A 26,957-nucleotide genomic window follows, 5' to 3' on the forward strand; every position below is an offset into this window, starting at 1 on the left:
CTTCATCCTTGAACTGCGGAGAGTAACGGTTGCGAGTCTTCTTTTGTGCTTCTGCTTTCTTCACGGATCACCTCTGTCGCGAACTTTACTCGCTTAACAAGGCGTCCGTCAATGGCGGGCAAGATCAATTTTTACCTGCGCCGGCCGTCCTGATGAAGCTCTGTGTATTTTTGTGAGGCGGGATGCCCGGACCGGCTGCCCGGTAAGTTTCGGTGAAGGGTTTTTACCCTCTTTTACAATTCTTAACAGTAACGGCGGCGGAGTTACCGTTTATACTGCGGATGAAAAAGGGCGGGATATACTGACCATGCTAAAGAGATTGCTGCTCATCGATGACGACGCCGGACTATGCGAGCTTCTCGCGAGTTACCTGCTTCCCGAAGGCATGGAGGTTCAAGCGGTCCACGACGGTGGCGAGGGGGCCGCGCTCGCCCTGGCTGGGAGTTTCGACATCGTGGTGCTCGATGTGATGCTCCCGACCCTGGGCGGTTTCGAGGTGCTGCGCAGGATCCGGCAGAGTTCGCGGGTCCCGGTGCTCATGCTGACCGCCTGCGGTGACGAGGTCGACCGCATCGTTGGCCTGGAGATGGGGGCCGACGACTACCTCGCCAAGCCGTTCAATCCGCGCGAGCTATTGGCCAGGCTGCGCGCCATCCAGCGGCGCTCGGCGGAACTCCAGCCGGTTGCCGAGGAGAAGCCGTCCTTTCTCGAGGTGGACGACGTGGCGATGAATCTGGGGACGAGGACGGTGCAGCGGGGCGGGGGTCCGCTGGAAGTCACCTCACTGGAGTTCTCGGTTCTCGAGGTGCTGTTACGGCTGGCCGGAACGGTGGTGACCCGCGAGGAGCTGACGCGGCAGGCATTGGGGCGGGACTTCAGGAGTTACGATCGTAGCATCGATGTTCATATCAGCAGCCTGCGCCGCAAGATGGGCCCGGCTGTGAACGGGGGCGAACGGATCAAGTCGGTACGGGGGGTTGGATACCTGTACAGCCATTCCGCGCCCGGGTATGGCCGCTGAACGGAGGTAGAAGGTGCGAAGTCTGTTCGTAAAATTGTTTCTCTGGTTCCTGCTGACCATCATCGTTTCCGGGGTGGTCTTTTTCTTCTTCGCCTTTAACCTCAGGATTGCGCCGATGCGGGAACAGCACATGCGTCACGTCCGCGAGGAACGCAACCGGACCGTGGCCCAGGCGCTGGTATTGGCCGGACGCGCTGGCGCCGCTCTCGAGGAAAAGGGTGGGAAGGCTGCGCTCTCCGTTTGGCAGCCGCAAGGGGCGGGGACCCTGAAGGTCTATCTCTTCACCAGCAGTGCCGTCCCTCTATCGGACGGAGCGCCGACCCAGGTATGGGATGCCGTTCGTCATTTCTCCGAGACGGGTCAGCAGGAACCGGGTGCGCCGGGCGGCCGGGATGTCATTGTCGAGAGGGTAACCGCTCCCTCCGGGACCCCCTACCTGGCGGCCACCCGGGCCATCCCGCTGCCGGGCTCTCCGGAGCCGCGCCGTTTTCCCTTCCCTCCCGATTTCTGGCTGCAGATGGCGATCACCCTGGTGGTGAGCGCGCTGGTCTGTTTCGGGCTCTCCTGGCATATTACCGCTCCGGTCCGCAAGCTCCGGTTCGCCGTGCAGGGATTCGCCCTGGGCGACCTCGGAACGAGGGTGGCCGTCACCGGTTCTAAGACCGGCGATGAACTGACCGACCTCGGCCGGGATTTTAACCTGATGGCGATCCGCATCGAGAAACTGGTCAACGCCCATAAGAACCTGGTGAGGGATGTCTCCCACGAGCTCCGTTCGCCGTTGGCGCGCCTCAACGTTGCCCTGGGGATCGCGCGCAACCAGACCTGCCCGGGTCAGGAGGCCGCCCTCGACCGTATCGAACAGGAAAGCGAGCGGCTCAACGTCCTGGTGGGCGAACTGCTCACCCTGAGCCAATTGGACGGCGGGGTCACCGGGGAGAAGAGCGTCTTCGATCTCACCCTGTTGGCCGAGGAAGTCGCCAGCGATGCCCATTTCGAGGCATCCGGCTGCAACCGCCGGGTGGATATGGTTTCACCCGCTCCGTCCCTGCCGGTTGAGGGGAACCGGGAGCTGCTGCGCAGGGCTCTCGAAAACGTATTCCGAAATGCCATCCGCTACACCCCGGAGGGGAGCCCGGTTGAACTGCGGATCGCCGCAAGTGCTGGGCGGGCGGTGGTCACCGTGCGGGACTTCGGGCCAGGCGTCCCCGAGGACCAGCTCTCCGACATCTTCCGTCCATTCCACCGGGTCGCGGATGCGCGGGACCGGAAAAGCGGCGGCACCGGCATCGGCCTGGCCATCTCCGAAAGAGCCGTCACCCTCCATGGCGGAACCATCGGTGCCACCAACGCCCCCGGCGGCGGTCTGCAAGTCGACATCAAACTCCCCCTGACCGATAAACCGCTATCCTAGGGACGCAGCCCTCCTTTGTCGACGCCGTTCCCCCCTTTGGAAAAGGGGGGACAGGGGGGATTTTAGCCCAAGCCGGCCCTGCCGCCGTACCTGCCTCGCTAAACCCAGCCCAAGCCCGGTCCTGCAGGAGAGCGAGAAAGGGGGAAAAAGGGGAGAACAGAGGGGGCGAAAAGGGGGAGTGGAAGTCGAAAGCGAAGGAAGGCGAAAGAAGGCGAAAGAAGGCGAAAGAAGGGAAAGAAGGGAAAGAAGGGAAAGAAGGGAAAGAAGGGAAAGAAGGGAAAGGAAGGGAAAGGAAGGGAAAGGAAGGGAAAGGAAGGGAAAGGAAGGGAAAGGAAGGGAAAGGAAGGGAAAGGAAGGGAAAGGAAGGGAAAGGAAGGCGGTCATCGTCCCGACGCCGCGAGCGCGTAGATGTACCCAACGCCGCGCACGGCCTTGATCCTTTCGCTTCCGTCGGCGAAGTTGCCGAGCTTACGCCTGATGTTGCTGATGTGGACGTCGATGGTCCGGTCCTGGTAGTTGAGGGTGCGGCCGAGCGCCTGGAGAGACAGATCGTCGCGGCTGATCACTTTCCCCGCCTGGCGGAGGAGGGTTTCCAGCACGCCGAACTCCACCGAGGTGAGCTCCACGAGATGCTCTCCGCAACGGGTGGTGCGCGCTCCCATGTCGAGAGTGACATCGCCAACGGCAAGGGTTTCGGGGTGAGGAGCGTCGGGCTGGGTGGATGAGGGGACCCGCCGCTGGATGGCGCGCAGGCGGGCAATCAATTCACGGGGGTTGAACGGTTTAGGGAGGTAGTCGTCCGCGCCCAGCTCCAGGCCGACGATCCGGTCGACGTCGTCGCCGCGAGCGGTCAGCATGATGACCGGAACCGACGACCCGCTCCTGATCGAGCGGAGGACCTCCAGCCCGTTCATTCCGGGCAGCATCACGTCGAGGATGACCATGTCGTACCGCTGGGAGAGGGCCTGCTGAACCCCGTCGCGCCCGTCATGGACCGACTCGACCACCAGCCCCTCGGCGCCCAGGTATTCCTCCAGAAGGGCGCAGAGCTCAACATCGTCATCGATTATCAGAATGGTACTGGAATTCACCGCCTCTCCTTTCGCCCGCCACTATACCTCAAAGCATCCACCCTCTGGGTAAAGATTTGTAAATAGGGGCTCTCTTGCCGTTTATACGGGTGAGCCGGCCGCCACCACCCTGCTTCTACTGGCAAAAATCTTCCTTTTGAGGTAACAAAGGGCTGACAATGGCTGCCGGTTGAAGCATACTGACGCGGCAGGTTTGGCTTAATGGTAAGGAGCAGCAATGCCGGAAATGTTCAATGTGCTTCCCCCCGCGGATGCTCTTAAAGTCCTTCTTGACCGTCTCGCCATCACCATCCGATCCGAGAATGTCCTCACCGCCGAAGCACTCGGCCGCGTCCTGGCTGAAGATCTGACCGCGCCGCACTCGCTTCCCGCCTTCCCCCGCAGCACCATGGACGGCTATGCCGTGCTCGCCGAATCCACCTACGGCGCGACCGAAACGCTTCCCGCCTGCCTCACCATCACCGGCGAGGCCCCCATGGGGCGTCAATGCACGCTTGCGGTCTCGGCCGCCGAGGCGGTGCTCGTCCATACCGGGGGGATGATTCCGCAGGGGGCCGACGCCGTCGTCATGGTGGAGAGGACCCAGAAGGTCGACGCCACCACCCTGGAGGTCCTCCGTCCGGTTGCCCCGGGGGAGAACGTCGTCGGGGTGGGGGAGGACGTCATGGAGGGAAGCCCGCTCTTCCCGGCGGGGCACCTGCTCAGGCCGCAGGATATCGGCGGGCTCATGGCTCTTGGGTTGACCACGGTGAAGGTGGCCGCGAGGCCGCGGGTGGCCATCGTCTCGACCGGCGACGAGGTCGTCCCGCCGGAGAGCGTCCCCGGCCCCGGCCAGATACGCGACATCAACAGTTACACGGTGGCTTCCCTCGTGAGCCGTGCGGGCGGCACCCCCATCCTGTGCGGGATCGTCGGGGACGATTACGGCCAGCTCCTCGATGCTCTCACTGCTGCTCTTAAAGAAGCCGACATGGTGGTGGTATCCGCAGGCTCCTCGGTTTCCGCCCGGGACCTGACCGCCAAGGTGGTAGGCCAGCTCGGCGAACCTGGCGTCGTGGTGCATGGCGTTGCGGTAAAGCCCGGAAAGCCGACCATCCTCGCCGTATGCGGCGGGAAACCGGTAGTGGGGCTTCCCGGGAACCCGGTTAGTGCCATGGTCGTGGCGAGCCTGTTTGTCACGCCGGTAGTGGAGCGGTTGCAGGGAATGAAGCAAACGCTACGCCGGACGGTGACCGCGAAGCTCACCCGTAACGTCGCCTCCGCGCCCGGCCGCGAGGACTTCGTGCAGGCGAGGCTCGTGGAACGGGATGGCGAGCGGTGGGCGGAGCCGGTCTTCGGAAAGTCGAACCTGATCTATACCCTGGTCCGGGCGGACGGAACCGTGAAGGTGCCGCTCAATGCGAGCGGGCTTTACCAGGGGGACCAGGTCGAGGTGGAATTATACTGACGGCACTGATGCCGGTTGGAGTATGCGATGAGCAAGAGGAAAAATTTCTATCTTGAGAACATACCGCTCGATGAGGCGTGGGCACGCTTCATCGCTGCCATGGAAGCGGCCGGTTGCTGGAAGGCACTCGATGGCGAGGAGGTGCCGATCGACCAGGCCCTCGGCCGGGTGACGGCGAAACCGGTCTGGGCGGCACTTTCCTCTCCCGGGTACCATGCAAGCGCCATGGACGGTTACGCGGTCAGGTCGTCCGATACCATCGGCGCCACCGAGACGGCCCCGCTGCGGCTTGCGGTAGGCGAAGAGGCCCAGTACGTGGACACCGGGGATCCAATCCCCGCCTGGGCCGATGCCGTCATCATGATAGAGAATGTCCAGCCGATGGAGGAGGACGGCGGCGCATCCATAGAGATCCAGGCTAGCGTCGCCCCCTGGACCGCCATCCGGCCGATGGGCGAGGACATGGTGGCGACCGAGCTGGTGCTTCCCGCCAACCACCTCCTGAAGCCGGTCGATCTCGGCGCGCTGGCCGGATGCGGGCATCCCACCGTCAGCGTCCGCAGACGCCCGCGGGTGGCGGTGATCCCGACCGGGACCGAGCTGGTGACGGTCGAGAGTGCGGCCCGGGCCGGCATCAAGCCGGGAGACATCATCGAGTACAACTCGCTGGTGCTTTCCGCCAAGGTCCGCGAGTGGGGAGGGGAGGCCACCCGCTATCCCGTCACCGTCGACGATTTCGAGCTCATCAAGGAAACCGTGCGCGAGGCGGCGGCGGGGCACGACCTCGTGGTGATCAACGCCGGTTCCTCGGCGGGGAGCGAGGATTTCACCTCCAGCGTGGTCGAGAGACTCGGTACCCTGTTGGTGCATGGGGTCGCCGTCCGTCCGGGGCATCCGGTCATTCTCGGAATGCTCGAGGGAGGCACCCCCGTGGTCGGTACCCCCGGCTACCCGGTCTCCTGCGCGCTTACCGCTGACACCTTCATCGAGCCGCTCCTCGCCCGTCTCCTCGGGCAAACCCCGGCCCGCAAGCCCAAGGTCGAAGCGGTCATCACCCGGAAGCTCCTCTCTCCCATCGGCGAGGACGAGACGGTTCGCGTGACGGTCGGGCGGGTAGGCGAGCGGATGGTCGCCGCTCCCCTTTCCCGCGGCGCGGCCGCCATCACCTCGCTGGTCCGCGCGGACGGCATCGTCCGCATCCCGCGCTTTTCCGAAGGGGTCGATGCCGGCGACACCGTCGACGTGGAGCTGTTCCGCGATCCCTCCGACCTGGAACGGACCCTCGTCCATATCGGAAGCCACGACCTCTGCCTCGATCTCTTGGCCCAGTTCCTCGCCGACCGGGGACGCCGCTTCACCAGCGCCAACGCCGGGAGCCTCGGGGGATTGCTGGCGCTGCGCCGCGGCGATGCGCACCTGGCCGGCTCCCACCTGCTCGATCCCGCCACCGGGGAGTACAACGCCGCCTACGTGAAGCAGCACCTGGGAGCCCTCCCGGTGGTGCTGGTAACCTTCATGCACCGCGAGCAGGGGCTGATGGTGGCCCCCGGCAATCCCAAGGGGATCTCCTGTCTCTCCGATCTCACCCGCGACGACATCCGGATGGTCAACAGGCAGCGGGGGGCGGGGACCCGCGTCCTCCTCGACTACCGCCTGGAAAAACTCGGCATCGAGACCGGCCGGATCAAGGGATACCGGCGGGAGGAATTCACCCACATGGCGGTGGCCGTTGCCGTCCAGTCCGGGATCGCCGACTGCGGATTGGGTATCGCGGCGGCCGCGCGTGCCTTGGGGCTCGATTTCGTTCCCCTGGAGAAAGAGCGTTACGACCTGGTCATCCCGCTCAAGCACTACGAGAGCGATCTCCTCCGGCCCCTGCTCGATCTCCTGCATGATCAGAGCTTGCGCGATGCTATCGGAGCCCTCGACGGTTACGACACCGCGCAGATGGGGGAAATCGTGGCCGAACTGCGGTGACCCCGGCCATCTCTTGTTTCATGCGGCCATCGGTGCTACTATTCCCCCTTCCCAAAAATCCCATCTCGCGGTGGGAGGGCAACGCCCCCCCATCCTCACCTTGTCCCTCTCCTTGAAGGAGAGGGTACCTGCCGCGGGATATCCCACTGCATTGCGAGAGTTGTGATGACCAACGAATTGAAGACCCTGTTTCCCACCGTAGAAGAGATCCCCGCCCCGTACCGCTTTGAAGCTCCCCTTCGCCAGGATTACTTTCTGATCGACGGCGAGCTCCGCCATTGGCCGGGCCCCATGCAGCCGATCAATTCCCCCGTGCAGGTGCGGGAAGGGGAGGGGGAGGCGACGCCGCACCTCGTGGGTGAGGCTCCCTTGCTCGACCAGGCGGCCGCCCTCGAAGCGCTCTCCGCCGCCGTCCGCGCCTATAACAACGGGCGCGGCAAATGGCCGACCATGACGGTGGGGGAGCGGATTCAAGCCGTGCAATGTTTTTACGGGGAGGTGGCCAAGGCCAAGGACGAGGTGGTCAGGCTCTTGATGTGGGAGATCGGCAAGTCGGTGAAGGAGGCGACGGCCGAATTCGACCGCGCGCTGGCGTACGTCCGCGACACGCTGGAGGCCCTGAAGGACCTCGATCGGCAGTCGTCCCGGTTCGTCATCCAGCAGGGGATCATCGGCCAGATCCGGCGTGCCCCCCTTGGCGTGGTCCTCTGCATGGGCCCCTACAACTTCCCCCTCTATGAGACCTTCACCACCATGATCCCGGCGCTGGTGATGGGGAACACCATCCTGCTTAAACCGCCCCGCTTCGGGATCCTGGTATTCCAGCCGCTATTGAAGGCCTTCAAGGAGTGCTTCCCCCCGGGAGTGGTGAACACGGTCTATGGGGACGGGGATACCGTGGTCCCGCCGCTGATGGCCTCGGGGAAGGTCGATGTGCTCGGCTTTATCGGCACCCACAAGGTGGCCGATGCCCTGCGTGCCATTCACCCGCGCCCCCACAGGCTCCGTTGCGTGCTGGGGCTGGACGCCAAGAATCCTGCCATCATCCTGCCCGATGCCGACCTGGAACTGACGGTTGATGAATGCATAAGGGGAAGCCTGACCTTCAACGGGCAGCGCTGCACGGCGCTCAAGACGATCTTCGCGCCCCGCTCGCTGGCGGACAAGCTGGTGGCCGGCATGTCCGAAGGAATCGCCAAGCTCGCCTGCGGGATGCCGTGGGAGGAGGGGGTGACGGTGACCCCGTTGCCGGAGCCGGAAAAGCCCGCCTATCTCAAGGGGCTGATCGACGATGCCCAGGCCAAGGGGGCGCGGGTCGCCAACCCGGGTGGAGGAGCCGCCGCCGGTTCGCTCGTCTACCCCGCGCTCCTCTTCCCGGTGACCTCTGCGATGAGGGTCTACCACGAGGAGCAGTTCGGACCGGTGGTGCCGGTGGTGCCGTACGACGATCTCAGCGAGGTGATCGACTACGTCGTCTCATCCCCCTACGGTCAGCAGGCCAGCATCTTCGGCCAGGACCGTAACCTCATAGCCCGGCTGGTCGATGCGCTGGTGAACCAGGTTTGCCGCATCAACATCAACAGCCAATGTCAGCGCAGCCCCGACAGTTTCCCCTTTAACGGCCGGAAGAACTCCGCCGAGGGGACCCAGTCCGTCGCCGACGCCCTGCGTGTCTTCTCCATCCGGATCGTGGTCGCCGCGCGCGAAACCGAGCTCAACCGGGACATCATCAACGACATAGTCCGTGAGCGCAAATCCCACTTCCTGACCACCGACTTCATCCTCTAAACAGGGAAAAGGACATTAGAACGCGGATGACGCGGATTTAGCGGATCAACGCGGATACTTCCAAGTCAAGTACTACAAGATCCGGGGGGAACCCCATTGAATCTAGGGGGAATACCTTTGAATCTGGGGGTAACCCCTTTAAAGTTTATCCGCGCGAATCCGCGCCGGCCGCGTCATACGCGTTCAATTTTTGTGAGATTACCTCTGCGTTTTCTCCTTTTTCTCGGTTACCGTGAAGTCATCTCCCTCCGCGGGTCCGCGAAATGGGGTCCCCTGTTCCCACCGCTCATGAGTCGGTGACATGATGTCCATGTCGGGCCCCTCCGCGGGCGCCCGTCCCGGTGTCATATCGGTCCCGGTCATTCTGCCGAAACCTTCCCTGTCTTTTTCTATTTGCTTTCTCATATCCAAACCCCTTCTCTGTCTCAGAGGCGCAGGTCTCCTGAGTCGATTGGCTGGCAGCTCTACACCAGCCTTTCTTATATTACTCCTTTTCCTCTAACCAATGCGTGAGTCGACACTCAGTCAACGGTCATGAACATCGCGCAGGAATCACCGGGGCATGCATTGATAAACGCCACCCGACAGGTACTATCGCCCCACCCCGGAGAGGGGAGGTATTCTCTGTAGATCTGTGGCTGGTACTCTGGGAGGTTGATGGGGTGCGCGTAAGGTAGGGGCTTTAAGGTAGCGACGGGAGAATTTAGGAGCGGCGAAGTTATGGCCGGGAGTTCGCTAAGCCCCGCTATGGTCTGGCTTCACGCTCCGGCCAGGCCTGGTAACGCGGTTCAAAAGAAAATATCCGGTTGTCCCCGCCACCAGTGACGAGAGCAAAATACTGAGCTTGGACGCCTCGATCACTTCCGGCGTGCCGAAAGCGAGCAGGGTTATGAAGATCGACATGGTGAACCCTATGCCGCCCAGGAACGCCACGCTGAAGATATGTTTCCATCCGACGCCGGTTGGCAGTTTCGCCAGCCCCGATTTGACGGTGAGGTAGCTGAAAAGACCGATTCCGAGGGGTTTGCCCGCCATCAAGCCGGCGAAAATGCCGAGACTGTTCGCCGTTACCAGCCCCTGCGCCCAATTTCCGGTCAGGGTGATGCCGGTATTGGACAGTGCGAACAGCGGCATGATGATGAAGGCAACCGGTTTATGTAAAAAGTGCTGGAGCCGGTAGGAGGGGGAGCAGGAATCACCATCCCGGAAGGGGATGGCAAAGGCCAGTAGGACCCCGGCAATGGTGGCGTGGACCCCGGACTTCAGCATGAAGTACCACATGACCGTACCGAGGGCGAGATAAATGGAGAGCCAATGTACCTTGCAGCGCTTCAATACCAGGAGTAGTGCAAAAATTGCCAAGGCGGCGGCGAGGTACGGCGGCGAAAAACCCGCAACGTAAAAAACGGCGATGACGACAATGGCGCCCAGATCGTCGATTATCGCCAGTGCGGCAAGAAAGATTTTCAGCGAGGTGGGGACCCTTTTCCCCAACAGCGATATTGCTCCCAGCGCAAAAGCGATGTCGGTAGCCATGGGGATACCGGCGCCTTGGGCGGTTGCCGTACCTCGGTTAAGGAGAAAGTGGAACAGCGCCGGCGTCACCATGCCGCCGATTGCCGCGGCAACCGGGAGCATGGCGTTTTGCGGTGTGGATAGTTCGCCCACATACAGTTCCCGCTTGATTTCCAGTCCGATCAGCAGGAAAAATATCGCCATCAAACCGTCATTGATCCAGTGCGAAAGGTCGTGATTCAGCAACGGCATATGCCAAAAGTCGTGGTAATCCGAACCCAAAGGTGAATTGGCAATAATAATGGAAGTCGCGGTACAGACGAGGAGGAGGATTCCCGATGCTCGCTCATTCTCGAAAAATTCGCCAAAAAGGGTAACGAGGTTGCGGATCTTCTTTTTAACGTGCCTGACAGCCACAGGTGTGGACCTCCACGCTTTATGAGCGCTGGTTTTGGAAGGTGAACCGTAAGTGATTACGGAGAGACTGTCAAGTTCGGTAGAGTGGCAGGGACAAGGTGACCAGGGGTAATCACCAGGGATGAGCAATTACCAAGGGATTAGAGGACATCGACAACGAGGCGCTTTCCCAAGGCAGCAAGTGCAGTCTCGATCTGCTTTTCGGACAGGCAGGCATCAGCGCAGAGCGTGCAGGCAGGCAAAATGCCCCCGCCGGGCCGGAAACGCTCCGAATTGCCGTTGACGACTCTTATTAAAAGATGATAGAGAAACCGGTCATGAAACGATTCGGGACCCACTTCATCGTCGACGGCTGGCTGGCCCCCGCGGATCTCCTCAACGACGCGGAGGCAATCCGTGCCGCCCTTTTGGAGGCGGTCGAGGCCGCCGGGGCCACCCTGATCGAGCTCTGCGTTCACCGCTTCAGCCCGGTCGGCGTTACCGCCACCGCTACCCTCGCCGAGTCCCACATAGCGCTCCACACCTGGCCCGAGGAGGGGTACTTCGCCGCCGACTTCTTTTTTTGCGGAAGCGGCAACCCCAAAGATGCCCTCCTCCACCTTACCTCGGCTCTCGGGGCGGAAAAGTACGCCATCCGGGAAGTGGAGCGGGGGAGGGGGCTCCTTCCCCCCGGTCAAGGATCCCCGCATGAACAGTGACCAGCTCGAACAACTGGCGGTGGGAGACAGCTTCATCCTCTCCGGTGTGCAATGGGCCGTCCGGGAATTGAACCTTTTCCAGGATCCCTCCGGCTACCGGACCGTGGAGTGGCGGGTGCAATCCTCGCGCGCCGGTGAGTACTACCTGATGGTCGAGCACGACCCCGCCCACCCGGCAGGCCCGATCTGGTATCTCAGCGAAAGGCTCCCTTCCCCCAAGCTGATCCGTCCCGACACCGGCGGGAACGTTTTCGGCAAGCTCCAGGAAACCTTCTCCTCCCACGCGGCTCCCCCTCCCGCCCTGGCCGTCAACGGCACGACCTTCCTCTTCGAAAGCAGTTCGAGCGGGACCTTTACCTCGGACGGCGAGACCCAGCACCGCTCCACCTGGGAGTACTGGGACCAGACCCACTCCCGGAACCTCGCCCTCGAGTTCTGGGACGACGGGAATCTGCTGGTGTATCAGGCCAGGACCATCCGGCCGGAGTCGGTGATCACCCTGCAGAAGGGGGGAGCGAAGGAGGTCCCCGACCGCTTCTTCGGGCAGAGCAAACCGGGCACCGCCGAGTGGATCTGTGCGCTGGCCTTGACCATCATCGGGTTGATGATGTTCTTTGCGGGGATCTCCAGGCCATGAGAAAACCGTCCCTCTTTGTTGAGCAGAATACCGACCGCATTGCCTTCTACCTCGACGGCGACCTCCAGTTCGACAGTTCCGACGAAGCCGTCTACCACGAATACCTCGTCGTCCCCGCTCTCGATCTTGCCCGCCGCCGTCACCCGGCCGAGCGTCTGCGGGTGCTCATCTGCGGGGGCGGGGACGGCCTGGCCGCCCGCGATGTCCTCCGCTTCCCCGAGGTCGGGGGAATCGACCTGGTCGATTACAACCCGGAGGTGGTTCACCTCGGCCGCACCCGTTTCGCCCCCTTCAACAAGGACTCCTTCTCCTCTCCACGACTCTCCGTCCACGAGGAGGACGCTCTCTCCTTCGTGGAAAGGCTCGCCGAGGGCTCCTACCACCTGGTCGTTTGCGATTTCACCCATCCCCGCTGCGAGGAAGACGCCGCCGTCTACAGCGTCGAATGGTTCGAGGCGCTCCGGCGGATCCTGGTGCCGGGAGGAATCGTCGCCACCAACGCGACCTCGCCCGAAAACTCCCCCGAGGCGTTCTGGTGCATCCACCAGTCCATCCTGGCGGCGGGGCTCGGTTCCTTTCCCCTGCACCGGGACATCCCCTCCTTCACCCTGGCGGGATACGGGCGCTGGGGCTTCTTCCTTGCCTCGCCCGAACCGCTTACCGCGCTGGAGGCGAAGGGGATCGTCCCGGCCGTTCCCACCGTCAGCTTCCGCACCCATGACTTCCTGGCCGCCTGCTGTTTCCCCCGAAGCCATGCCGAGGTCCGTTACAGCGTGACCTGTCATACCCGCAGCGTCCCCAGCCTTTGCCACTACCTCTGGAACTCCGAGCGCGACGACGCCTTGCGCGGCTGTTTCTCGGCTCCTCCCCGCGACACGGTCGAGTTCTACACCGCCCCCGACCGGTGGAATTCCCTTCGTCCCGAACATTCCCTGGGGTCGCTTGCGCACCTCGCCCGGACCTGGCTGGAGCTCTCCAAAGGGGAGGGCGGGGGCGAGGCGGCGCCGAACCTCTTCCCGGTCCGCCACCCCTACCACACCACCGAGATGACCAACTCCTGGGTGGCCTCCCTCCCCGACGCCGTCAGAGGGGTCGATCTGGCCGAGCTGGTGCGGCAGATGCTGAAGAGGGCCAAGTCGCTCCCCGCCGGCATCGTAGACGACCTGCGTGTACTGGCGGCCTCCCTGCAGTGCGGAACCCTCCCGAAGGAGCTTCCGCCCCGGCTGCAGAACATCCTCTGGCTGGTCGTCGCCACCCTGCTCACCTTGAACCTTTCCCATCCCGACGCCGTCTTTGCCAAAGGGGGAGGCGGGGGAGGCTCATCGGACGGCGACGACCTGACCTTCTGGGGGACCATGGCTTCCGGAGGCGGGATCGCGTGGCTGATCAATCTCTACAACAGGTCCAAATGATGGACGGGACGAAGGTATCTCCTACCCCGCTGGCCGAAGGGTGCTACTCCGTGTCCCTTCTTTCTCCCGGGGAGATCGACGGCTGGGATGAGCTTGCCGAGGCGATACCCGACTCCTGCTTCATGCAGTCCGCCTCCTGGGCGCGCTTCAAGGAGCGGGAAGGGTACCGCGTCTTCTTCGCAGGGGTGCGCAAGGAGGGCGAGCCGGTCGGAGGCATCGTCTTATACTGCTACCCTGGCGGCCGGGGCCCATCGCTATTGGCCGCTCCGGGCGGGCCACTTCTTCCCCCCGGGGAGTATGCCGCCGGCTTGCGGCTTTTGACCCGTTTCTGCGGGGATCTGGCGGGGCAACTCGGGGTGGCATCGCTGCGGATCGAACCGGCGGTTCCGGTCACCGCGCGGCACCGGATGCCGCTTCCCCGGCTGCTGGACGAACTGGGCTTTGTCCGGTCGCCTGCCGACATCCTCCCTTCCGAAAGCTGGGTGGTCGACCTCGACCGGGACGAGGCGGCACTCTCTGCGGGGATGAAGCCCAAGGGGCGCTACAATGTGCGGGTGGCGCGCCGCCACGGCGTACAGGTCCGCTTCTCCACCGAAGACCGGGACATCCCGCTCTTTTACCGGATCTTCGAGGAGACCGCGCGCCGCAAGCGGTTCTTCGGCGAGCCGTACGCCCACTTCATCAACCTCTGCCAGACCCTCTTCGCCGCCGGGCGGGCCGAGCTCGTCTTCGCCACCCTCGATGGCGAGACGCTGGCCGCCATCCTGGTGGTCTACTGGGGGGGGAGGGCGACCTACCTGTACGGCGGACGCTCCTTCGAAAAGCGGGAGGCGATGGCTCCCTACCTGCTGCACTGGGAGGCGATGCTGAATGCCAAGGCGCGCGGCTGCAGACTCTACGATTTCTACGGCTATTCCGGCGATCCGCGCCACTCGTACTTTCCCTTCTCCCGCTTCAAGAGGCAGTTCGGCGGCCGTCCGGTGGCCTATCACGGCGCCCATGATCGCTACTATTACGGCATTCTCGCCGACACCATGGTGAATCTCCTTCGCGACCTTTCAGGAGAACTGGCATGACTGAATTCTTCGGCACCCCCATCGGCAGGTACGGGCTGGTCCTGATCCAGGTGGTATCCGGGCTCCTATTCTTCTGGCTTGCCCAGCGCCTCTATCAGCTGCTGTTCCGCCGCATCCACCTGAACGAGGAGCTCTTCGTCCGTGACAACGTCGCCGCCGCGGTGGCCCTGTCCGGCTTTTTCCTCGGCGTGCTGCTGGCCCTTTCCGGCGCCGCCACCGCGAGCGCCCTGACCGGGCTGGACGCGCTGGAGGACTTCTTCTATCACGCCGCCGCCGTCATCGTCTTCATGCTGCTCGGGGCCTTCGCCGGCGACCGGCTGATCCTCAAACGGTGCGACTGCTTTCGCGAGATCTGCGATCACCGCAACCTCGGAGCGGGATTCGTCGAAGGGGGAACGCACGTCGCCAACGGCCTCTTGCTGAGCTCGGCCCTGGCGGGAGATTCCGGTAGCTGGGCGGCGGGGGTGGTCTGCTGGATGGCGGGGATGGTGGTACTGTGGGGGGCGGCGCTGGTGTACCCGGTGGTGGCCCGTTTCGACGTCAACGGAGAGATCCGCAACCGGAACAACGTGGCGGCCGGGATCGCCCTGGCCGGATTCCTGGTCGGGGTCGGAAACATCCTGCGCATTTCGCTGGAGGGGGAGTTTACCCGGTGGCAGGAGATGCTGCCGCAGTACGCCTTGACGCTGGCGGTCTCCCTGCTGCTGATGGGTCTCGTGAGGTGGCTTGCCGACCTGATCCTGGTCCCGGGGGTGACCTTGTCGGGGGAGATCGCCGGGCAGGCGGTACCCAACGCCGGCGCCGGGTTAATCGAGGCCTTCTGCTACATCGCCGCTTCCTTTCTCATCGGGTTCGCCTTTGTGGGGTGATTCCGCGCCCCGGGCTTCTCGCTTGGCGGCACCGCCGGCGGCATGAACAGCTCGGGTGGAATCTTGCGGTTGATGGCGATGTCGTCGAGAACGATCCCCGCCAGCCGGAGACCACCGGCTGAGGTGGTCAGCCTGAAGGGGAACTGCACTCCGGCGACCGGGCGATAGTCGCCGTATTCGGTGGAGAGTTTGCCGGTTCCTCCCATGCCCACCCCGAAAATGGCATCGATACGAACGATGAGGCTGGTTTTCGCGTCGACGAGGACTCCCATGGTGGGAGCATCTTTCGGCTCGACCAGCAGGAGCTGGGTTTCCTTCCCCTGGTAAAGCTGTTTGCCGCCGTACCTTGCGTGGTAGCTTCCGTTGATGAGCGCCATGGGGAGATTCAAATAGCTGTACTGGTACAGCATGGACTGCAGTTCCAGGTCGGTTACCGGGACGAACCCTTTCCCGGTGGCTTGCCAGCCGCGCCCCTTGTTGAGAATCCTCACCTCACCCTTCTGTTCCGGCATGACCTCGATCCGCAGCTTCCCCGGGTGCTCGAAGTAGCGGGCGTACTCTCCGCTCTTGCCGGTCACGAAATCGGTGATCCTTCCCTTGGCGGTCACCGAGACGACCTTCCTGATCGCATCGGTACCTCCGTAGGCCTTGATCATGGAGGCGACGATCCCGGCGGCGTGTTCGTTGTCCGCTCCTTTCCCCCGTTCCTCACCGCGTGCGGTGCCCCACACCACGAGCAACACCAGCGCCAAAATCGAAGCGGTCCTCGCCGCGAAGCCACGGTATCTCATCTAGTCTCCTCTCCTTGCTCGTCTCATCTGTTTTCTCGACCGGCTGCATGGAAAGCCGGTGATCCGTCAGCGGTCTCAGGCTGCCGCCCCCAACCTACGGCTCAGCGGGCGAACAGCGCTCACGCGACCACAGCCTGCAGGAAGATGACGTCCGCCGCCGCTTTGACGAATTTTTGCCGTCCGTGTCCGGGGAGAGGAACTTCTTCGACGTCGAGCAGACCGGCTGCGACGAGGACATCGACATCCTTTTTGACGGTACTCCGGTCACGATGCAGCCGTTGGGCAATTGCGGTAATCGATGCCGGGTCGGCCTTGGCCGCACGGAATACTTCCAACCGTGCCGGTGTCATGACCGCAAACATATCCGCCGGGTCTTCAAAGGTAAGGGTAAACTCGGGCTCGGGAACCTCACCGCGGTCGATCTGCCTGGCGATCTCTCGTACACGATCGAAATATTCTCCGGTGCTTCCGGTCTTAACGGTTACGTTGCGCATTGTATTCCTCCAGGACCTTGGTCCAATCCTGCCTGAATCGCTCCTCGATCTCCTCGAAGCTCGTCGTCTCCACCGGTTCCACGACTCCTTTGAAATGGCGATGATGTCCATGTCTGTTGTCATACCCGACAACCCGGCCATTATCGCCACTGAAAATGAGATGGTTCATGTACGCGAGGTTGTAACGGGTTACGGCGCCGTTCTCCTCCCATACCTCGTATCTGAGAGTGCCGTCCCCTCGCTTGCGGGAGATCATCATTGATTGGTCGATGATCCTTTTCTCAGCCATGGTTTCTTTTACCATAGCTGCCGTCTCCCGACAACCGTGGCGTTAGCGGGGGAGTGAAAGGAAAGCTCTTTGCTACCCTCGAGGCGAAAAAAAGTTGGGGCGGGAGTTTTCGCCGGAAAAAAATCCGGAAACTCGCCGGACCGGCCGCTAAACTTTCGCTGTTGGAAGTTATCGCGAAAAATTTCCCGATAACTGGAAGACGCATCGCGAAAAAAGTCGGCCCGGCAGTTTTCGCCTGAAATCTGGCGCGAGTTGCGAAGCCGAGAGGAGGGGGGAAAGACCGGCTAAAGAAAAGGGCTACGGTGTATTTCGTAACCCTTAGATCCAGCAATGTTTATCTAACCTATCCATCCACTACCGGTTGTCGCGTAGCTGGCAATCAGGCGGCGTTGTTGAGGGCATCCCAACCAATGCAGGCGAGTTGAACCGTTTTAGGGATCGGCTTCGAGCCTGAGCGGTAATGGGCTATCATTCTGCGAGTCATTCCCAGTGCATCCGCTGCTGTAGTCAGAGAGAGCCGGTTCTTCTTCATCCATTCATCGAATCCAGCCGGAGAAAGTAAGCCGGCTTGCTCTCGACAGAGTTGATAAAGTCGTTCAGCCCCCATGTCGAGCCCTTCCGGCCAATCCAGGCCGTGCCCCCACTCTTCGACTGTAACCTGAGAGAACACGCCAGCCGCGGCAAGCGGAGCCAGAGCAGTGTGTCGGCTGATCACATCGGCTAAATCACAGTCGAGCGTTTCGCCAGTGTTCCAGCCGATGACCAGACGCTGGTTATCGGCTACCTGCACTGATTGGATCAAAGGGGCCTTGCTCATCGGTTTAGCCTCCGGTACTCGACCAGCAGTAGTAATTCTTCGGGCTCTGCGGTCACAGGGGCGAGAGACTAGGTGTTGAGTCTCTATTGTGGATTACTTCCAATTCAACATAGTCGCATTTTATGAGAGCGTCATGCCCGTTGATTTCAGGGTGTGATGGGCAATTGACAATCCTCACTCGGTAAAACTCGAGATTGCGCCAACCTAATAGATCATAATCAAAGAACGATATGGGTCTGATGTCTGGTCCTTCTTCTGGATCAATCCAGTCAATCGGGTAGTCCCAGTACCCTGAAGATGGATTGTCTCGATTTATGTAAAGTGGAATTTTTCCTTGGTGCGACGCAAAGATGCGATATCCAGCAAGTGGAGCGTCGTGGCTATCCATCGGGATTGGTGGTACTGATAGTTCCAAGCGAGATGTTATTTGCTCTTCAAAAAGTTGGTGGCAAATTGAATTGAAGGTGTCAACAGTATCGAAGTCTGCTTGACGCATTAAGTATGTGTTCCATAGGTGTCGTGCCACCTCTCGAAATAGATGGATATCGTCTGTTATATTCATATTTGCCTTTATCGCAGCGACGAGCTGGGGGAGCGGGAGAGGGGAACCTCCCGCTGTGGATGAGGACGGGTGGCTTGCCTAAAGGGTGATCCTGAGTTTTTTGGCGAGTTGATGGATGAGGTTGCTGATATTGAAAAACTCAGTCACGCCGACTACTGAACCACATGTGGAGCATTGGATAAAGTAATGCCTGTAGGCCGCGCCTGTAATTTTAGCTTCTGCCATTTCAAATGAAGTACCGTCACATTTAGGGCATCGTGATGTTCGAGCCATTGTTGCGCCTCCCGCACTGCTTTACCCTTTTATAGAAAGGATAAGCTGTTGTTGACTTAAGCATTTTGGCAGTACGCATTCTGGCGTCTGCCGACCATCGTTCTTGGTCAAGCTATGGTAGAAAGTAGGACCCTGCGCTTCCTCGTGTGCTGCTCCAACAAGTTTGAATTTGTTGTCAAACTTGCTTGCAGCTTTTAAAAGATTAGTAAGGTAAATCCCTCCATCAGGTGTATCGTAGGAAACCTGTCCGACAGAACAGGAATACAATTGAGCTTGCTGAGGTACGGCTTGCATGATCCTGCTTTCGTACCGGAATCTTACTGATGACGCGGACTCCATGAAAGCGGCTTGCATCCTTTCTACGGATTCAGCTTTCTGGATGGGTTCCAGGTAGCAGCGGCAGCAATCGAAAATGGTGAGTTGGCGGGGTGCGAGTCCTCTTAGAACGCTCTCCTCAATTGTTTCACCACTCTTATTTAACTCCAGCACCGTCTCTTTTCTGAACTGTCCACCATGTCCGCTGAACAGAACGACAGCGTAGTCCAATCCCTTATTCTTTAATTGTGTTAATCTTGTCACAAGATTGACGCGGGCGACGTCGGTATGGACTTCAATCTCATGTGTATACCAAGCACCGCCAGTGTTACTTGCCAGAAACCCACTAAATCTACGTAAATCTACTTTTACGCCGGGTAACCCACTCGTGTTGCCAATCAATATTGCTTTTCTCTTCACTATTACCTCCCACCATACGAGCGTTAATCAACGTCTAGGATCAATGGACGCTTGCGTTGAATACCTAAAAACTGACGTTTTAGTAACCACCACCATTTGCAGAACCCCTTATGCAGTCCTTCATACTCTTCACATTTGGTAGCTATGTACTGAAGGCCGCCGTAGTAGTACAAATCTGCCTGATTTGCACCTCCTGTACATTCTTGACGCATAGAATTTATGTACTTTCTTATGTCATTATAGTTGAAAACTCTTTGAAGATAGTAACTGAAACCGGAGTATACCATGTCGAAGCTAACTATTCCCTTTGTTTCTAACATACCCACATCTTCCAGTGGCGACAGAAGAAAGTCGTCAATTTCCCATGCAGAGTAATGAGCTTTTGCTGCCAAGGTATCCATGATTTGTTGAGGCAGATGGGCTTTTTTTAGGATGTTCAGATCAACAGTGAAGTATGGCTGCGTCTTTATTAAACCATCGCTTGTAATTTCAGGATCAGGCAAGGTAGCCGCAGGGACGAATTTTAAAGATCCGCAGTCAATAATGCTCATCAAGGTACGGGCCTCTGAGGTAAAGAAGTCCTGGGTGAGCCTATGGATAAAATCTGCAGATGACGTTTGGCTCAGCTTGCTCCATTGCTCCCAAGCAACCCAAACCATGAAAGCAGCAAATAGCGTCGCCAGGACGTTTCCCAACAACCCAGAGTACATGGGGTTCGCGAGGCAGGCCTGCTGATCCTTTAGCAGGTAAAAAACCGCGACAGCAAAAATAGCCGTCACGATAAAAAGCCGGAATTGCTGTTTCATTTATTCGCCTACCTATCCAAGAAAGAAAGTTCGATTATCGTTGGCTTCATTGAGATCTTTCCGGCAGTCACGTTGACTGAGCACTTCCCTCTGCTGAATTAATCGTATCACTAATCAACATGTGCAACCGGTTCAACAGAGCGTTGCATTCGTGATCGATGTTTACAACAAAGGCAGGGCTTAGAATGATGATATCAGGAATTAGGGTTCTCCACCCCCATGAGTGCATTTGCTTAAAGAATTTCTCCTATTTCCGTGTCTTTATAGCATAGATTTTTTCAGGATTAAAGCCTTTGGAGGCATTTTTCGCGATTATCGTCGAAGATGAGGGGGCTTTCGCGAATTTCGGTTTTAGGAGGAAGAAAGGGGGGCAGGCTCTTAATCGGGACCATAGCAGTGCGCGGAAAATTTATTGGGGGGGCGAGTAGACCGATCAAGCAGCGGTAACTTTCAGACGCGCCCGTTGACGTGAAGACGGTTTGGGCTTGACGGGAAAAAAGGGGCCATTTGCAGAAGATCAGTAGGATCAAGCCGCCCTTGGCAAGAGGCAAATCCCCCCTGTCCCCCCTTTGACAAGGGGGGGGGCGTGCTTCCGGCGGCCGTGCCACGGATTATTCACTCCGATGACCTTGACGATCCTGATCAGCTGACCGGCAGAAAAAGAAAAAGGGTTATGGCGTGTGCCATAACCCTTTGATCTTTTGGTGCCGAAGACTGGAATCGAACCAGCACACCCTTGCGAGTACTAGAACCTGAATCTAGCGCGTCTACCAATTCCGCCACTCCGGCTTGCGAGACACCTCTTATAACATTAGAGATGCCCGCTATGCAAGAAAAAGTTGCCGGAGAACTTCTTTTACCGGGTCGAAATGCCAGGGGCCTTGTCCGTTAGCCTTTTCAACCCGGGCATTAGTGATAACCTTCCGATGGGTAACCACAGTCCTACCTGCCTTACTCTAACGGGCGGCGAAGGACCGGACAGGGGCCCTAGATAGCGGCTTGTACAAATGGCACAAATCCCTTGTTTCGTCAGAGGGCTTGGACTAAATTGCTGGGATTATGACTGAAAGACTGAACACCGCAGAAACAACCCCCGAGCAGTGGCTTAAAAAGGAATGCCTGGCCCTTCGTCCTCTCTTGTTACAGGCGGCCGGCTTCGGCGCCGTCGCCGGTTTTCTCATCGTGCTCCAGGCGCGCCTGCTCGCATCGGGGTGCCACCAGGTCATCATGGAAAAGGCCCCGGTCGCCCGGATCGTGCCCCTGGCCGCCTTCGCCGCCCTGACCGTGCTCGTCCGCACCATTTTCACGCTCTTTGCCGAACGCCAAGCCGCGGCGGCCTCCGCTTCCCTCAAGAGCCGGGTGCGCAGCCGTCTCTACCGGCGCCTCCAGGAGCTTGGCCCGGCAGGTACGGTCGGGGAGGAGGCGGCTCCGCTGGTCGAGACGGTGACCACTGCGGTGGACGGGCTCGACGGATACATCTCGCGATTCCTCCCCCAGATGGTGCTGGCCGCGGCGATCCCTCTCTGCATGATGCTCTTCGTCCTCGGCGTCGAATGGCGGGCTGCCCTGGTGCTCCTCTTCTCCGCTCCCTTCATCCCGTTCTTCATGATACTGATCGGCAAGGGATCCGAAGCGATCCACCGGCGCCAATGGGAACAGCTCTCCCGCATGGCCGGATACCTCCTCGACCTCATCCAGGGCCTTCCCGACCTGCGCATGTTCCAGGCGGCCAAGAGAGAGGCGTCGGAGGTGGCGCGTGTCTCGGCCGAGTACCGGCACGCTACCATGGCGGTTTTGCGCATTGCCTTCCTCTCCGCGCTCACCCTCGAATTCTTTTCCACCATGGGAACGGCCATTGTGGCGGTCGTGGTCGGCTTCCGCCTGCTGTCCGGGGCGCTCCCCCTGGTGGACGGACTCTTTGTGCTGTTCATCGCCCCCGAGTTTTACCTGCCGCTGAGAAACCTGGGACTCTCCCACCATGCCCGGATGCAGTCGCTTACCGCGGCGGAGCGAATTTTCCGGCTGTTGTCGCTTCCCGACGTCTCGGGTTACCAGGGGACTTCGGCGCTTCCGCCGGGTCCTCCCTCCATCCGTTTCCAATCGGTTACCTTCCGTTACGGCGGCAATCGCGGCGGCATTACCGAGTTGGACCTCGATATCCCGGGCGGCAGCATCACGGCGCTGGCCGGAGAGAGCGGTGCCGGGAAGACGACGGTTGCCCGTCTCCTGGTCGGCCTTAGCCGTCCGGAATCGGGGCGCATCACCGTGAACGGGGCGGATCTTGCCGATCTTTCCCCCAGGGCCTGGCACGCTTCGATCGCCTGGGTTCCGCAGAAGCCATTCTTTTTCAAGGGGACGGTGCGGGAAAACCTTCTTCTTGGCTGTCCCTCTGCCAGCGAAGAGGAGATCCAAACGGCGCTCGCCGATGCGTCGGCGGACTTCGTCGAGCGGCTCCCCCTTGGATTGGAGACCCCGCTCGGGGGAGGCGGAGCTGGGCTCTCGGGAGGGGAGCAGCGGCGGCTCGCCTTGGCCCGGGCGTTTTTGAGGCAGGCGTCCCTGGTGGTCCTCGACGAGCCGACTGCCGGTCTCGATGCCGCCAACGAAGAGATGGTCGGGAACGCTCTCAGACGGCTGGCCAAGGGGCGGACCGTGCTCGTTATCAGCCATCGCGAGGAAACCCTGCGCCTTGTGCAGCGAGTGGCGGTGATGACCGGCGGCCGGTTGCAGGGCGTTATGACGGCGGCCGATTTCCTCGACCGGGTTTCGCTTACGGAGGCCGTATGAGAGCCATACGGCGCATCCTGTCGCTTGCCCGGCAGCAGTGGTTATGGATGACCGGCGGGATAGCCCTCGGCTTTTCCGCCATCGCCGTCAACTGCATCCTCATGGCCGTCTCCGGGTGGTTTATCGCATCCATGGCCATCGCAGGCGTGGCAAAGTCGGAGTTCGATTACTTCTTTCCGGCGGCTGCCATCCGCATCCTGGCCATTTTCAGGACCGCAGGGCGCTATGCCGAACGCCTGGTGAGTCACGAGGCCACTCTGCGCATGCTGGCCGATCTCCGGGTCTGGCTCTTTAAGCGGCTGGAGCCCCTCGCTCCTGCGGTACTGGAGAAATACGCAGGGGGGGACGTGGCGGGAAGGCTCCGCTCCGATGTCGATTCGCTTGAGAACGTCTACCTCCGCGTGGTCGCTCCCATCGTTACCGGCCTCCTTGCCATCGGTGCCGCCTTACTGTTCGTCTTCTACCTCGATACCGTTGCCGCCTTGAGCCTCGCCTCGGTGCTGTTCATTTCTGCAATGGTGCTTCCCGCCGTTACCGGGCGATTGTCGCGGCAGCCGGGTGAGGAGGCCGCGGAGCTGAGTGGAAAGTTGCGCAACCTCGCGACCGACGGCTTTCAGGGGGCTGAGGAGTTGTTCCTGCTGGGGGCGGCCGAGCGCCAGGCCGCGGAGGTGGAACGTGTTTCGGAACAGTTGGTGGCGGCACAGGAGAGGCTTGCCCGCATAAGCGCCTGGAGCCTGTCCGCCAACGTCTTGTGCGCCGGGGGCGGAGGCGCGGCCATGCTGCTGGCCGGAGGAGCCGCTGTCCGGCACGGGACTTTGGCCCCGGCTGCGCTGGCCATGCTGGTGATCTTTGCCGCGGCTACCTTCGAAGCGGTTGGTCCGATGGCCGGTGCACTTCAGCATCTGCCCGCCGCCACGGCGAACTTCGATCGTCTGCTCGAATTGGCCGACAGCGCCCTTCCGGTTGCGGACCCGCCGAGCCCCAAGGCTCTTCCCGCTTCGAAAGAGATTTCCATTCGCGATCTGCGCTTTGCTTACCAGGAAGGGAAAAAGGTGCTGGATGGTTTCCATCTCGAACTGGCTCAAGGGGAGCGGGTCGCGCTGGTCGGCCCCAGCGGTTGCGGGAAGAGCACCTTGGTCGACGTTCTGCTCCGTTTCCGGGATTACCAGGGGAGCGTTTGTCTGGGGGGCGTGGAGGTTCGCGACCTGGCGGCCGACGAACTGCGCCGGGAGATGGCGGTCCTTCCGCAGCGGCCGCACCTTTTCAACACGACCATCAGGGAGAATATCCTGGCCGGTAACCGGGAGGCGGACGCCGCGCAACTTGAGAGGGCGCTTGAGGATGCCGGTCTCTCGAATTGGGTGGCCGGGCTTCCCGCCGGACTCGATACTCCGGTTGGCGAAGGGGGAGGGGAGGTGTCAGGCGGAGAGGGGAGGAGGATCGCCCTGGCGCGCGCTCTTATCAAAGACGCTCCGATTCTGATCCTCGACGAGCCGACGGAGGGGATGGACGCCGCCACCGAACGCCTGGTGGTGGCCCGGCTGGCCGAACGCACCGCCGGAAAAACGGTGCTGATCGTCACTCACCGCCCCGCCTGTCTCCCGCTGGCCGACCGGGTCGTCCGGATGCCGGCGTGACGCATCGGGCCTTACCTGATCGACCGGCCGCTGCATTTGCCGGCGGCCTTGGGGGAGCCCCGCCTAATCGAGCGGGAGACCGGCGCCGGGTGTAGCTCCGGAAAGAGGTGGGGCGGGGGGGGCGAGCGGCAGCCGCAGATGGAAGGTGGTCCCGCTCCCGACGGTGCTTTCCGCCCAGAGATCGCCCCCGTGTTTTTGCACGATGGCGTAGCTGATGCTGAGCCCCAGGCCGGTTCCCTTCCCGGCCTCCTTGGTGGTGAAGAAAGGTTCGAAGATCCGCGTGAGGTTCTCTTCGGGAATGCCGCAGCCGGTGTCGGAGATGGCGATGTAGATGAAATCCCCCTCCTGGCGGGTGGCGACCACGATCTCGCCGTCCTTTTCGATGGCATGGGCCGCATTGACGAGCAGGTTCATGAAAACCTGGTTCAGCTGTTGGGGATAACAGGTTACCGGCGGGATGTCCCCGTACTTCCTGGTCAGCCGGGCCTTGTACTTGAGCTCGTTCCACACGATGTTGATGGTGCTCTCCAGGCACTCCCTGAGGTCGCTCACCACCGGAGTCCCGCTGTCGCTGCGGGAGAACCCCTTCATGTCCTGGACGATCTTCTTCATCCGGTCGGCTCCCTCCATCGTCTCGGCGACGAGCGACGGCAGGTCCTCGATGATCCGGTCGATCTTCAGCAGCTTCCGCTGTTCTGCGAGGGGGGCGGGGGGAGGGGAGCCCGCCTCCTCTTGCAGAAGGCCGAGGTATTGGACCAGCCGCTCGCCGTACTTCTTCATGGTTCCCAGGTTGGAGATGATGAAGCCGGTGGGATTGTTGATCTCGTGTGCGATCCCGGCCGCCAGCTGCCCGAGGGACGCCATCTTTTCCTGCTGCAGGAGGAAGGCGTGGGTCTCTTTGAGGTCGCTGTAGGCCTTCTCAAGCTCGACGGCGGCACGTTTCCTCTGGGTCGTGTCGTGGACGGTGACCACCGCACCGATGTCGACCCGGGGATCGTCGTTAGGGTAGGGGTAGCTCGTGTAAAGAAACCAGCGGCCGGTCATCTCGTGGTAGACCTCCCGGCTTTGCTCCTCCGGTGCCGGTTCGGGAAAATCCTTGTCCCGGAGCAGATCGGTCCAGACCCTCCCGGTAACCTGGTGGACCGAAAACCCGAAGAACGTGGCGGTGGCGAGGTTGCACCGCTTGACCCTTCCCCGGGAGTCCAGCAGGACCACGATATCCTTGATGCAGTCGATGGTCAGCTCCCACTCGCGTTTTACCGTCTCGATGTTGCGGAAAACGGCGGCGAGCTGCTCGTGTTTGACCAGGAGCTCGGCCCGGCTTTTCTTAAGCTGACGCTCGTTTTCCTTCACCGCCGTTATGTCCCGCAGGTTGACGATGAGGCATTCGTCGCTTTTGAAGTCGATGACGGCCGACGACCAGAGGCAGGTTACCACCGCCCCGCTCTTGGCTCTGAGATGGATCTCGATGTCGTGTGCCTCTCCCCCATCTTCCATCATCGACACGATCTTGGTGCGCTGCTCCGGATTGACCCATAGCCCGATGTCCAGCGAGGCGTGGCCGATGATCTCGTCGCGGACGTACCCGAGCATCCGGAAGAACGACTCGTTGGCCTCCAGGAAGGTGCCGTCCGCCTTCCTGCTGATGACGACCGCGTCGGGGCCGCACTGGAAGGCCTTGAAGAACTTCTCCTCGGAACATCTGACCGCTTCCTCGGCGAGCTTGCGGTCGGTGACGTCCTCGAAGGTCTCGATGACGGCGATCAGCTCGTTTTTCTTGTTGTGCAGCGGGACGGCCCGGATGGCCAAGTACCTTCTTTTGCCGCCGATGTTCGGGTACCACCCCTCGCTGCGGAGCCCGGAATCCAAGGGGGCTTCACCGTTCCCCCGCGCCGATTCGGCGTCCGCCACCATGTCCGCCAGCGTTTTCTCCTCGTGCCCGAAGAAGGCCTTCCATTGCTTGTTTTTACCCACCATCGCCGCCGGGTTCAGACCGGTCAGCGCCTCGCACGCCTTGTTCCAGACGATGACGGTGTGGTCGGGCTTGATGACGAAGCAGGGGATGACCAGGTTGTCGACCAGTTGGGAGGAAAATTCCGCCTGCTCGCTGACCGCGGACTCCATGTTCTGCACGAGGAGGGTCGCCTGGGTGACCTCGTCCATGGCTGCCGCCCGTAGCGGGCGGATGATCATGAGCCAGAGAAACGGTGCACACAGGACAGCCAAAAGCGAAGCGTCGGCGAGATCCTGGTAATACTCGGGCTCCCCTAAGAGGAGGTGCGGCAGGAGGAGCATGATGAGCGCTTCCACCAGGAAAATGACCACCATCAGGATGGCGAAGACCATCAAGGGCTGGAATCTCTTGTAAATCTGCCTCATCGAATCTCTCTCCTGCTTCGTCGAGCCG

23 protein-coding genes and 1 tRNA gene are annotated in these 26,957 nt (G+C 61.0%); 14 read left to right on the top strand and 10 right to left on the bottom strand.

Going from position 1 to position 26,957, the window contains the following annotated elements:
- Positions 1–307 precede the first annotated feature (307 nt).
- Both L4X63_RS15630 and L4X63_RS15635 read left to right on the top strand, forming a co-directional pair.
- Positions 308–1,021 (top strand): response regulator, encoded by a 714-nt coding sequence (locus L4X63_RS15630; RefSeq protein ID WP_250679585.1) that lies wholly within the window; start codon positions 308–310, stop codon positions 1,019–1,021.
- 13 nt (positions 1,022–1,034) lie between these two features.
- Positions 1,035–2,435 carry an ATP-binding protein gene (locus tag L4X63_RS15635; protein ID WP_250679586.1) on the top strand — a complete coding sequence of 467 codons (1,401 nt, stop codon included), beginning with the start codon at positions 1,035–1,037 and terminating at the stop codon, positions 2,433–2,435.
- 380 nt (positions 2,436–2,815) lie between these two features.
- On the opposite strand, the gene L4X63_RS15640 is transcribed toward L4X63_RS15635, so the two are convergent.
- The gene (locus L4X63_RS15640) at positions 2,816–3,526 is read right to left on the bottom strand and encodes a response regulator transcription factor (RefSeq protein ID WP_250679587.1); all 711 of its coding nucleotides are present in this window, start codon (positions 3,524–3,526) and stop codon (positions 2,816–2,818) included.
- Positions 3,527–3,743: 217 nt separating this feature from the next.
- Here L4X63_RS15640 and L4X63_RS15645 point away from each other — a divergent pair, with 217 nt between their 5' ends.
- The 3 genes from L4X63_RS15645 (at position 3,744) to L4X63_RS15655 (ending at position 8,738) form a co-directional block, all read left to right on the top strand.
- The gene (locus L4X63_RS15645) at positions 3,744–4,973 is read left to right on the top strand and encodes a molybdopterin molybdotransferase MoeA (RefSeq protein ID WP_250679588.1); all 1,230 of its coding nucleotides are present in this window, start codon (positions 3,744–3,746) and stop codon (positions 4,971–4,973) included.
- Between the two features lie 27 nt (positions 4,974–5,000).
- Positions 5,001–6,950, top strand: a complete 1,950-nt coding sequence (locus tag L4X63_RS15650) for a molybdopterin biosynthesis protein (protein WP_250679589.1) — start codon at positions 5,001–5,003, stop codon at positions 6,948–6,950.
- Positions 6,951–7,115: 165 nt separating this feature from the next.
- Positions 7,116–8,738, top strand: coding sequence for an NADP-dependent glyceraldehyde-3-phosphate dehydrogenase (locus tag L4X63_RS15655; protein ID WP_250679590.1), 1,623 nt, complete (start codon positions 7,116–7,118; stop codon positions 8,736–8,738).
- Between the two features lie 735 nt (positions 8,739–9,473).
- On the opposite strand, the gene nhaA is transcribed toward L4X63_RS15655, so the two are convergent.
- Entirely contained in the window at positions 9,474–10,670 is a 1,197-nt protein-coding gene (nhaA, locus tag L4X63_RS15660; RefSeq protein WP_250679591.1) for a Na+/H+ antiporter NhaA, read from the bottom strand.
- Between the two features lie 317 nt (positions 10,671–10,987).
- On the opposite strand from nhaA, the gene speD reads away from it, so the two are divergent.
- The 5 genes from speD to L4X63_RS15685 are packed head-to-tail and all read left to right on the top strand — an operon-like array spanning position 10,988 to position 15,362.
- A complete protein-coding gene (speD, locus tag L4X63_RS15665) occupies positions 10,988–11,368 on the top strand; it encodes an adenosylmethionine decarboxylase (RefSeq protein WP_250679592.1) in 381 nt (126 codons plus the stop codon).
- Positions 11,358–12,005, top strand: a complete 648-nt coding sequence (locus tag L4X63_RS15670; protein ID WP_250679593.1) for a DUF4178 domain-containing protein — start codon at positions 11,358–11,360, stop codon at positions 12,003–12,005. Before speD ends, L4X63_RS15670 begins: the two co-directional genes overlap by 11 nt.
- The gene (locus L4X63_RS15675; RefSeq protein WP_250679594.1) at positions 12,002–13,417 is read left to right on the top strand and encodes a spermine/spermidine synthase domain-containing protein; all 1,416 of its coding nucleotides are present in this window, start codon (positions 12,002–12,004) and stop codon (positions 13,415–13,417) included. Before L4X63_RS15670 ends, L4X63_RS15675 begins: the two co-directional genes overlap by 4 nt.
- On the top strand, positions 13,414–14,493 hold the full coding sequence (locus tag L4X63_RS15680; protein ID WP_250679595.1) for a lipid II:glycine glycyltransferase FemX: 1,080 nt from the start codon (positions 13,414–13,416) through the stop codon (positions 14,491–14,493). Before L4X63_RS15675 ends, L4X63_RS15680 begins: the two co-directional genes overlap by 4 nt.
- On the top strand, positions 14,490–15,362 hold the full coding sequence (locus L4X63_RS15685; protein WP_250679596.1) for a DUF350 domain-containing protein: 873 nt from the start codon (positions 14,490–14,492) through the stop codon (positions 15,360–15,362). Before L4X63_RS15680 ends, L4X63_RS15685 begins: the two co-directional genes overlap by 4 nt.
- Here L4X63_RS15685 and L4X63_RS15690 read toward each other — a convergent pair.
- The 3 genes from L4X63_RS15690 to L4X63_RS15700 all read right to left on the bottom strand — a co-directional run bounded on the left by L4X63_RS15690 (position 15,317) and on the right by L4X63_RS15700 (position 16,951).
- The gene (locus L4X63_RS15690; RefSeq protein ID WP_250679597.1) at positions 15,317–16,153 is read right to left on the bottom strand and encodes a hypothetical protein; all 837 of its coding nucleotides are present in this window, start codon (positions 16,151–16,153) and stop codon (positions 15,317–15,319) included. The two genes, L4X63_RS15685 and L4X63_RS15690, sit on opposite strands and share 46 nt — an antisense overlap.
- Before the next feature lie 119 nt (positions 16,154–16,272).
- Complete coding sequence (locus tag L4X63_RS15695) at positions 16,273–16,647, bottom strand: HVO_A0114 family putative DNA-binding protein (protein WP_250679598.1); 375 nt, start codon at positions 16,645–16,647, stop codon at positions 16,273–16,275.
- Complete coding sequence (locus L4X63_RS15700; RefSeq protein WP_250679599.1) at positions 16,628–16,951, bottom strand: toxin-antitoxin system TumE family protein; 324 nt, start codon at positions 16,949–16,951, stop codon at positions 16,628–16,630. The genes L4X63_RS15695 and L4X63_RS15700 overlap by 20 nt, the downstream gene beginning before the upstream one ends.
- Before the next feature lie 38 nt (positions 16,952–16,989).
- On the opposite strand from L4X63_RS15700, the gene L4X63_RS15705 reads away from it, so the two are divergent.
- Positions 16,990–17,175, top strand: a complete 186-nt coding sequence (locus L4X63_RS15705) for a hypothetical protein (protein WP_250679600.1) — start codon at positions 16,990–16,992, stop codon at positions 17,173–17,175.
- 140 nt (positions 17,176–17,315) lie between these two features.
- Here the strand turns inward: L4X63_RS15705 and L4X63_RS15710 are convergent, their stop codons facing one another.
- Positions 17,316–17,753 carry a DUF2442 domain-containing protein gene (locus L4X63_RS15710; protein WP_250679601.1) on the bottom strand — a complete coding sequence of 146 codons (438 nt, stop codon included), beginning with the start codon at positions 17,751–17,753 and terminating at the stop codon, positions 17,316–17,318.
- Positions 17,754–18,050: 297 nt separating this feature from the next.
- Here L4X63_RS15710 and L4X63_RS15715 point away from each other — a divergent pair, with 297 nt between their 5' ends.
- Positions 18,051–18,215: a hypothetical protein gene (locus tag L4X63_RS15715; RefSeq protein WP_250679602.1), complete on the top strand. Its 165-nt coding sequence runs from the start codon at positions 18,051–18,053 to the stop codon at positions 18,213–18,215.
- Positions 18,216–18,609: 394 nt separating this feature from the next.
- On the opposite strand, the gene L4X63_RS15720 is transcribed toward L4X63_RS15715, so the two are convergent.
- From L4X63_RS15720 to L4X63_RS15730, 3 genes are all read right to left on the bottom strand, one after another.
- On the bottom strand, positions 18,610–19,323 hold the full coding sequence (locus tag L4X63_RS15720) for a caspase family protein (protein ID WP_250679603.1): 714 nt from the start codon (positions 19,321–19,323) through the stop codon (positions 18,610–18,612).
- 23 nt (positions 19,324–19,346) lie between these two features.
- Positions 19,347–20,129: a hypothetical protein gene (locus L4X63_RS15725; protein WP_250679604.1), complete on the bottom strand. Its 783-nt coding sequence runs from the start codon at positions 20,127–20,129 to the stop codon at positions 19,347–19,349.
- A gap of 702 nt (positions 20,130–20,831) precedes the next feature.
- Positions 20,832–20,918, bottom strand: a tRNA-Leu gene (locus L4X63_RS15730).
- Positions 20,919–21,188: 270 nt separating this feature from the next.
- Here L4X63_RS15730 and cydD point away from each other — a divergent pair.
- Entirely contained in the window at positions 21,189–22,913 is a 1,725-nt protein-coding gene (gene cydD / locus L4X63_RS15735; protein ID WP_250679605.1) for a thiol reductant ABC exporter subunit CydD, read from the top strand.
- Positions 22,910–24,550 carry a thiol reductant ABC exporter subunit CydC gene (gene cydC, locus L4X63_RS15740; protein WP_250679606.1) on the top strand — a complete coding sequence of 547 codons (1,641 nt, stop codon included), beginning with the start codon at positions 22,910–22,912 and terminating at the stop codon, positions 24,548–24,550. Before cydD ends, cydC begins: the two co-directional genes overlap by 4 nt.
- Before the next feature lie 63 nt (positions 24,551–24,613).
- Here the strand turns inward: cydC and L4X63_RS15745 are convergent, their stop codons facing one another.
- Positions 24,614–26,929 (bottom strand): ATP-binding protein, encoded by a 2,316-nt coding sequence (locus L4X63_RS15745; protein WP_250679607.1) that lies wholly within the window; start codon positions 26,927–26,929, stop codon positions 24,614–24,616.
- Positions 26,930–26,957 lie beyond the last annotated feature (28 nt).

Source organism: Geomonas sp. Red32 (genome assembly GCF_023652955.1).
In the GTDB taxonomy this organism is placed as follows: domain Bacteria; phylum Desulfobacterota; class Desulfuromonadia; order Geobacterales; family Geobacteraceae; genus Geomonas.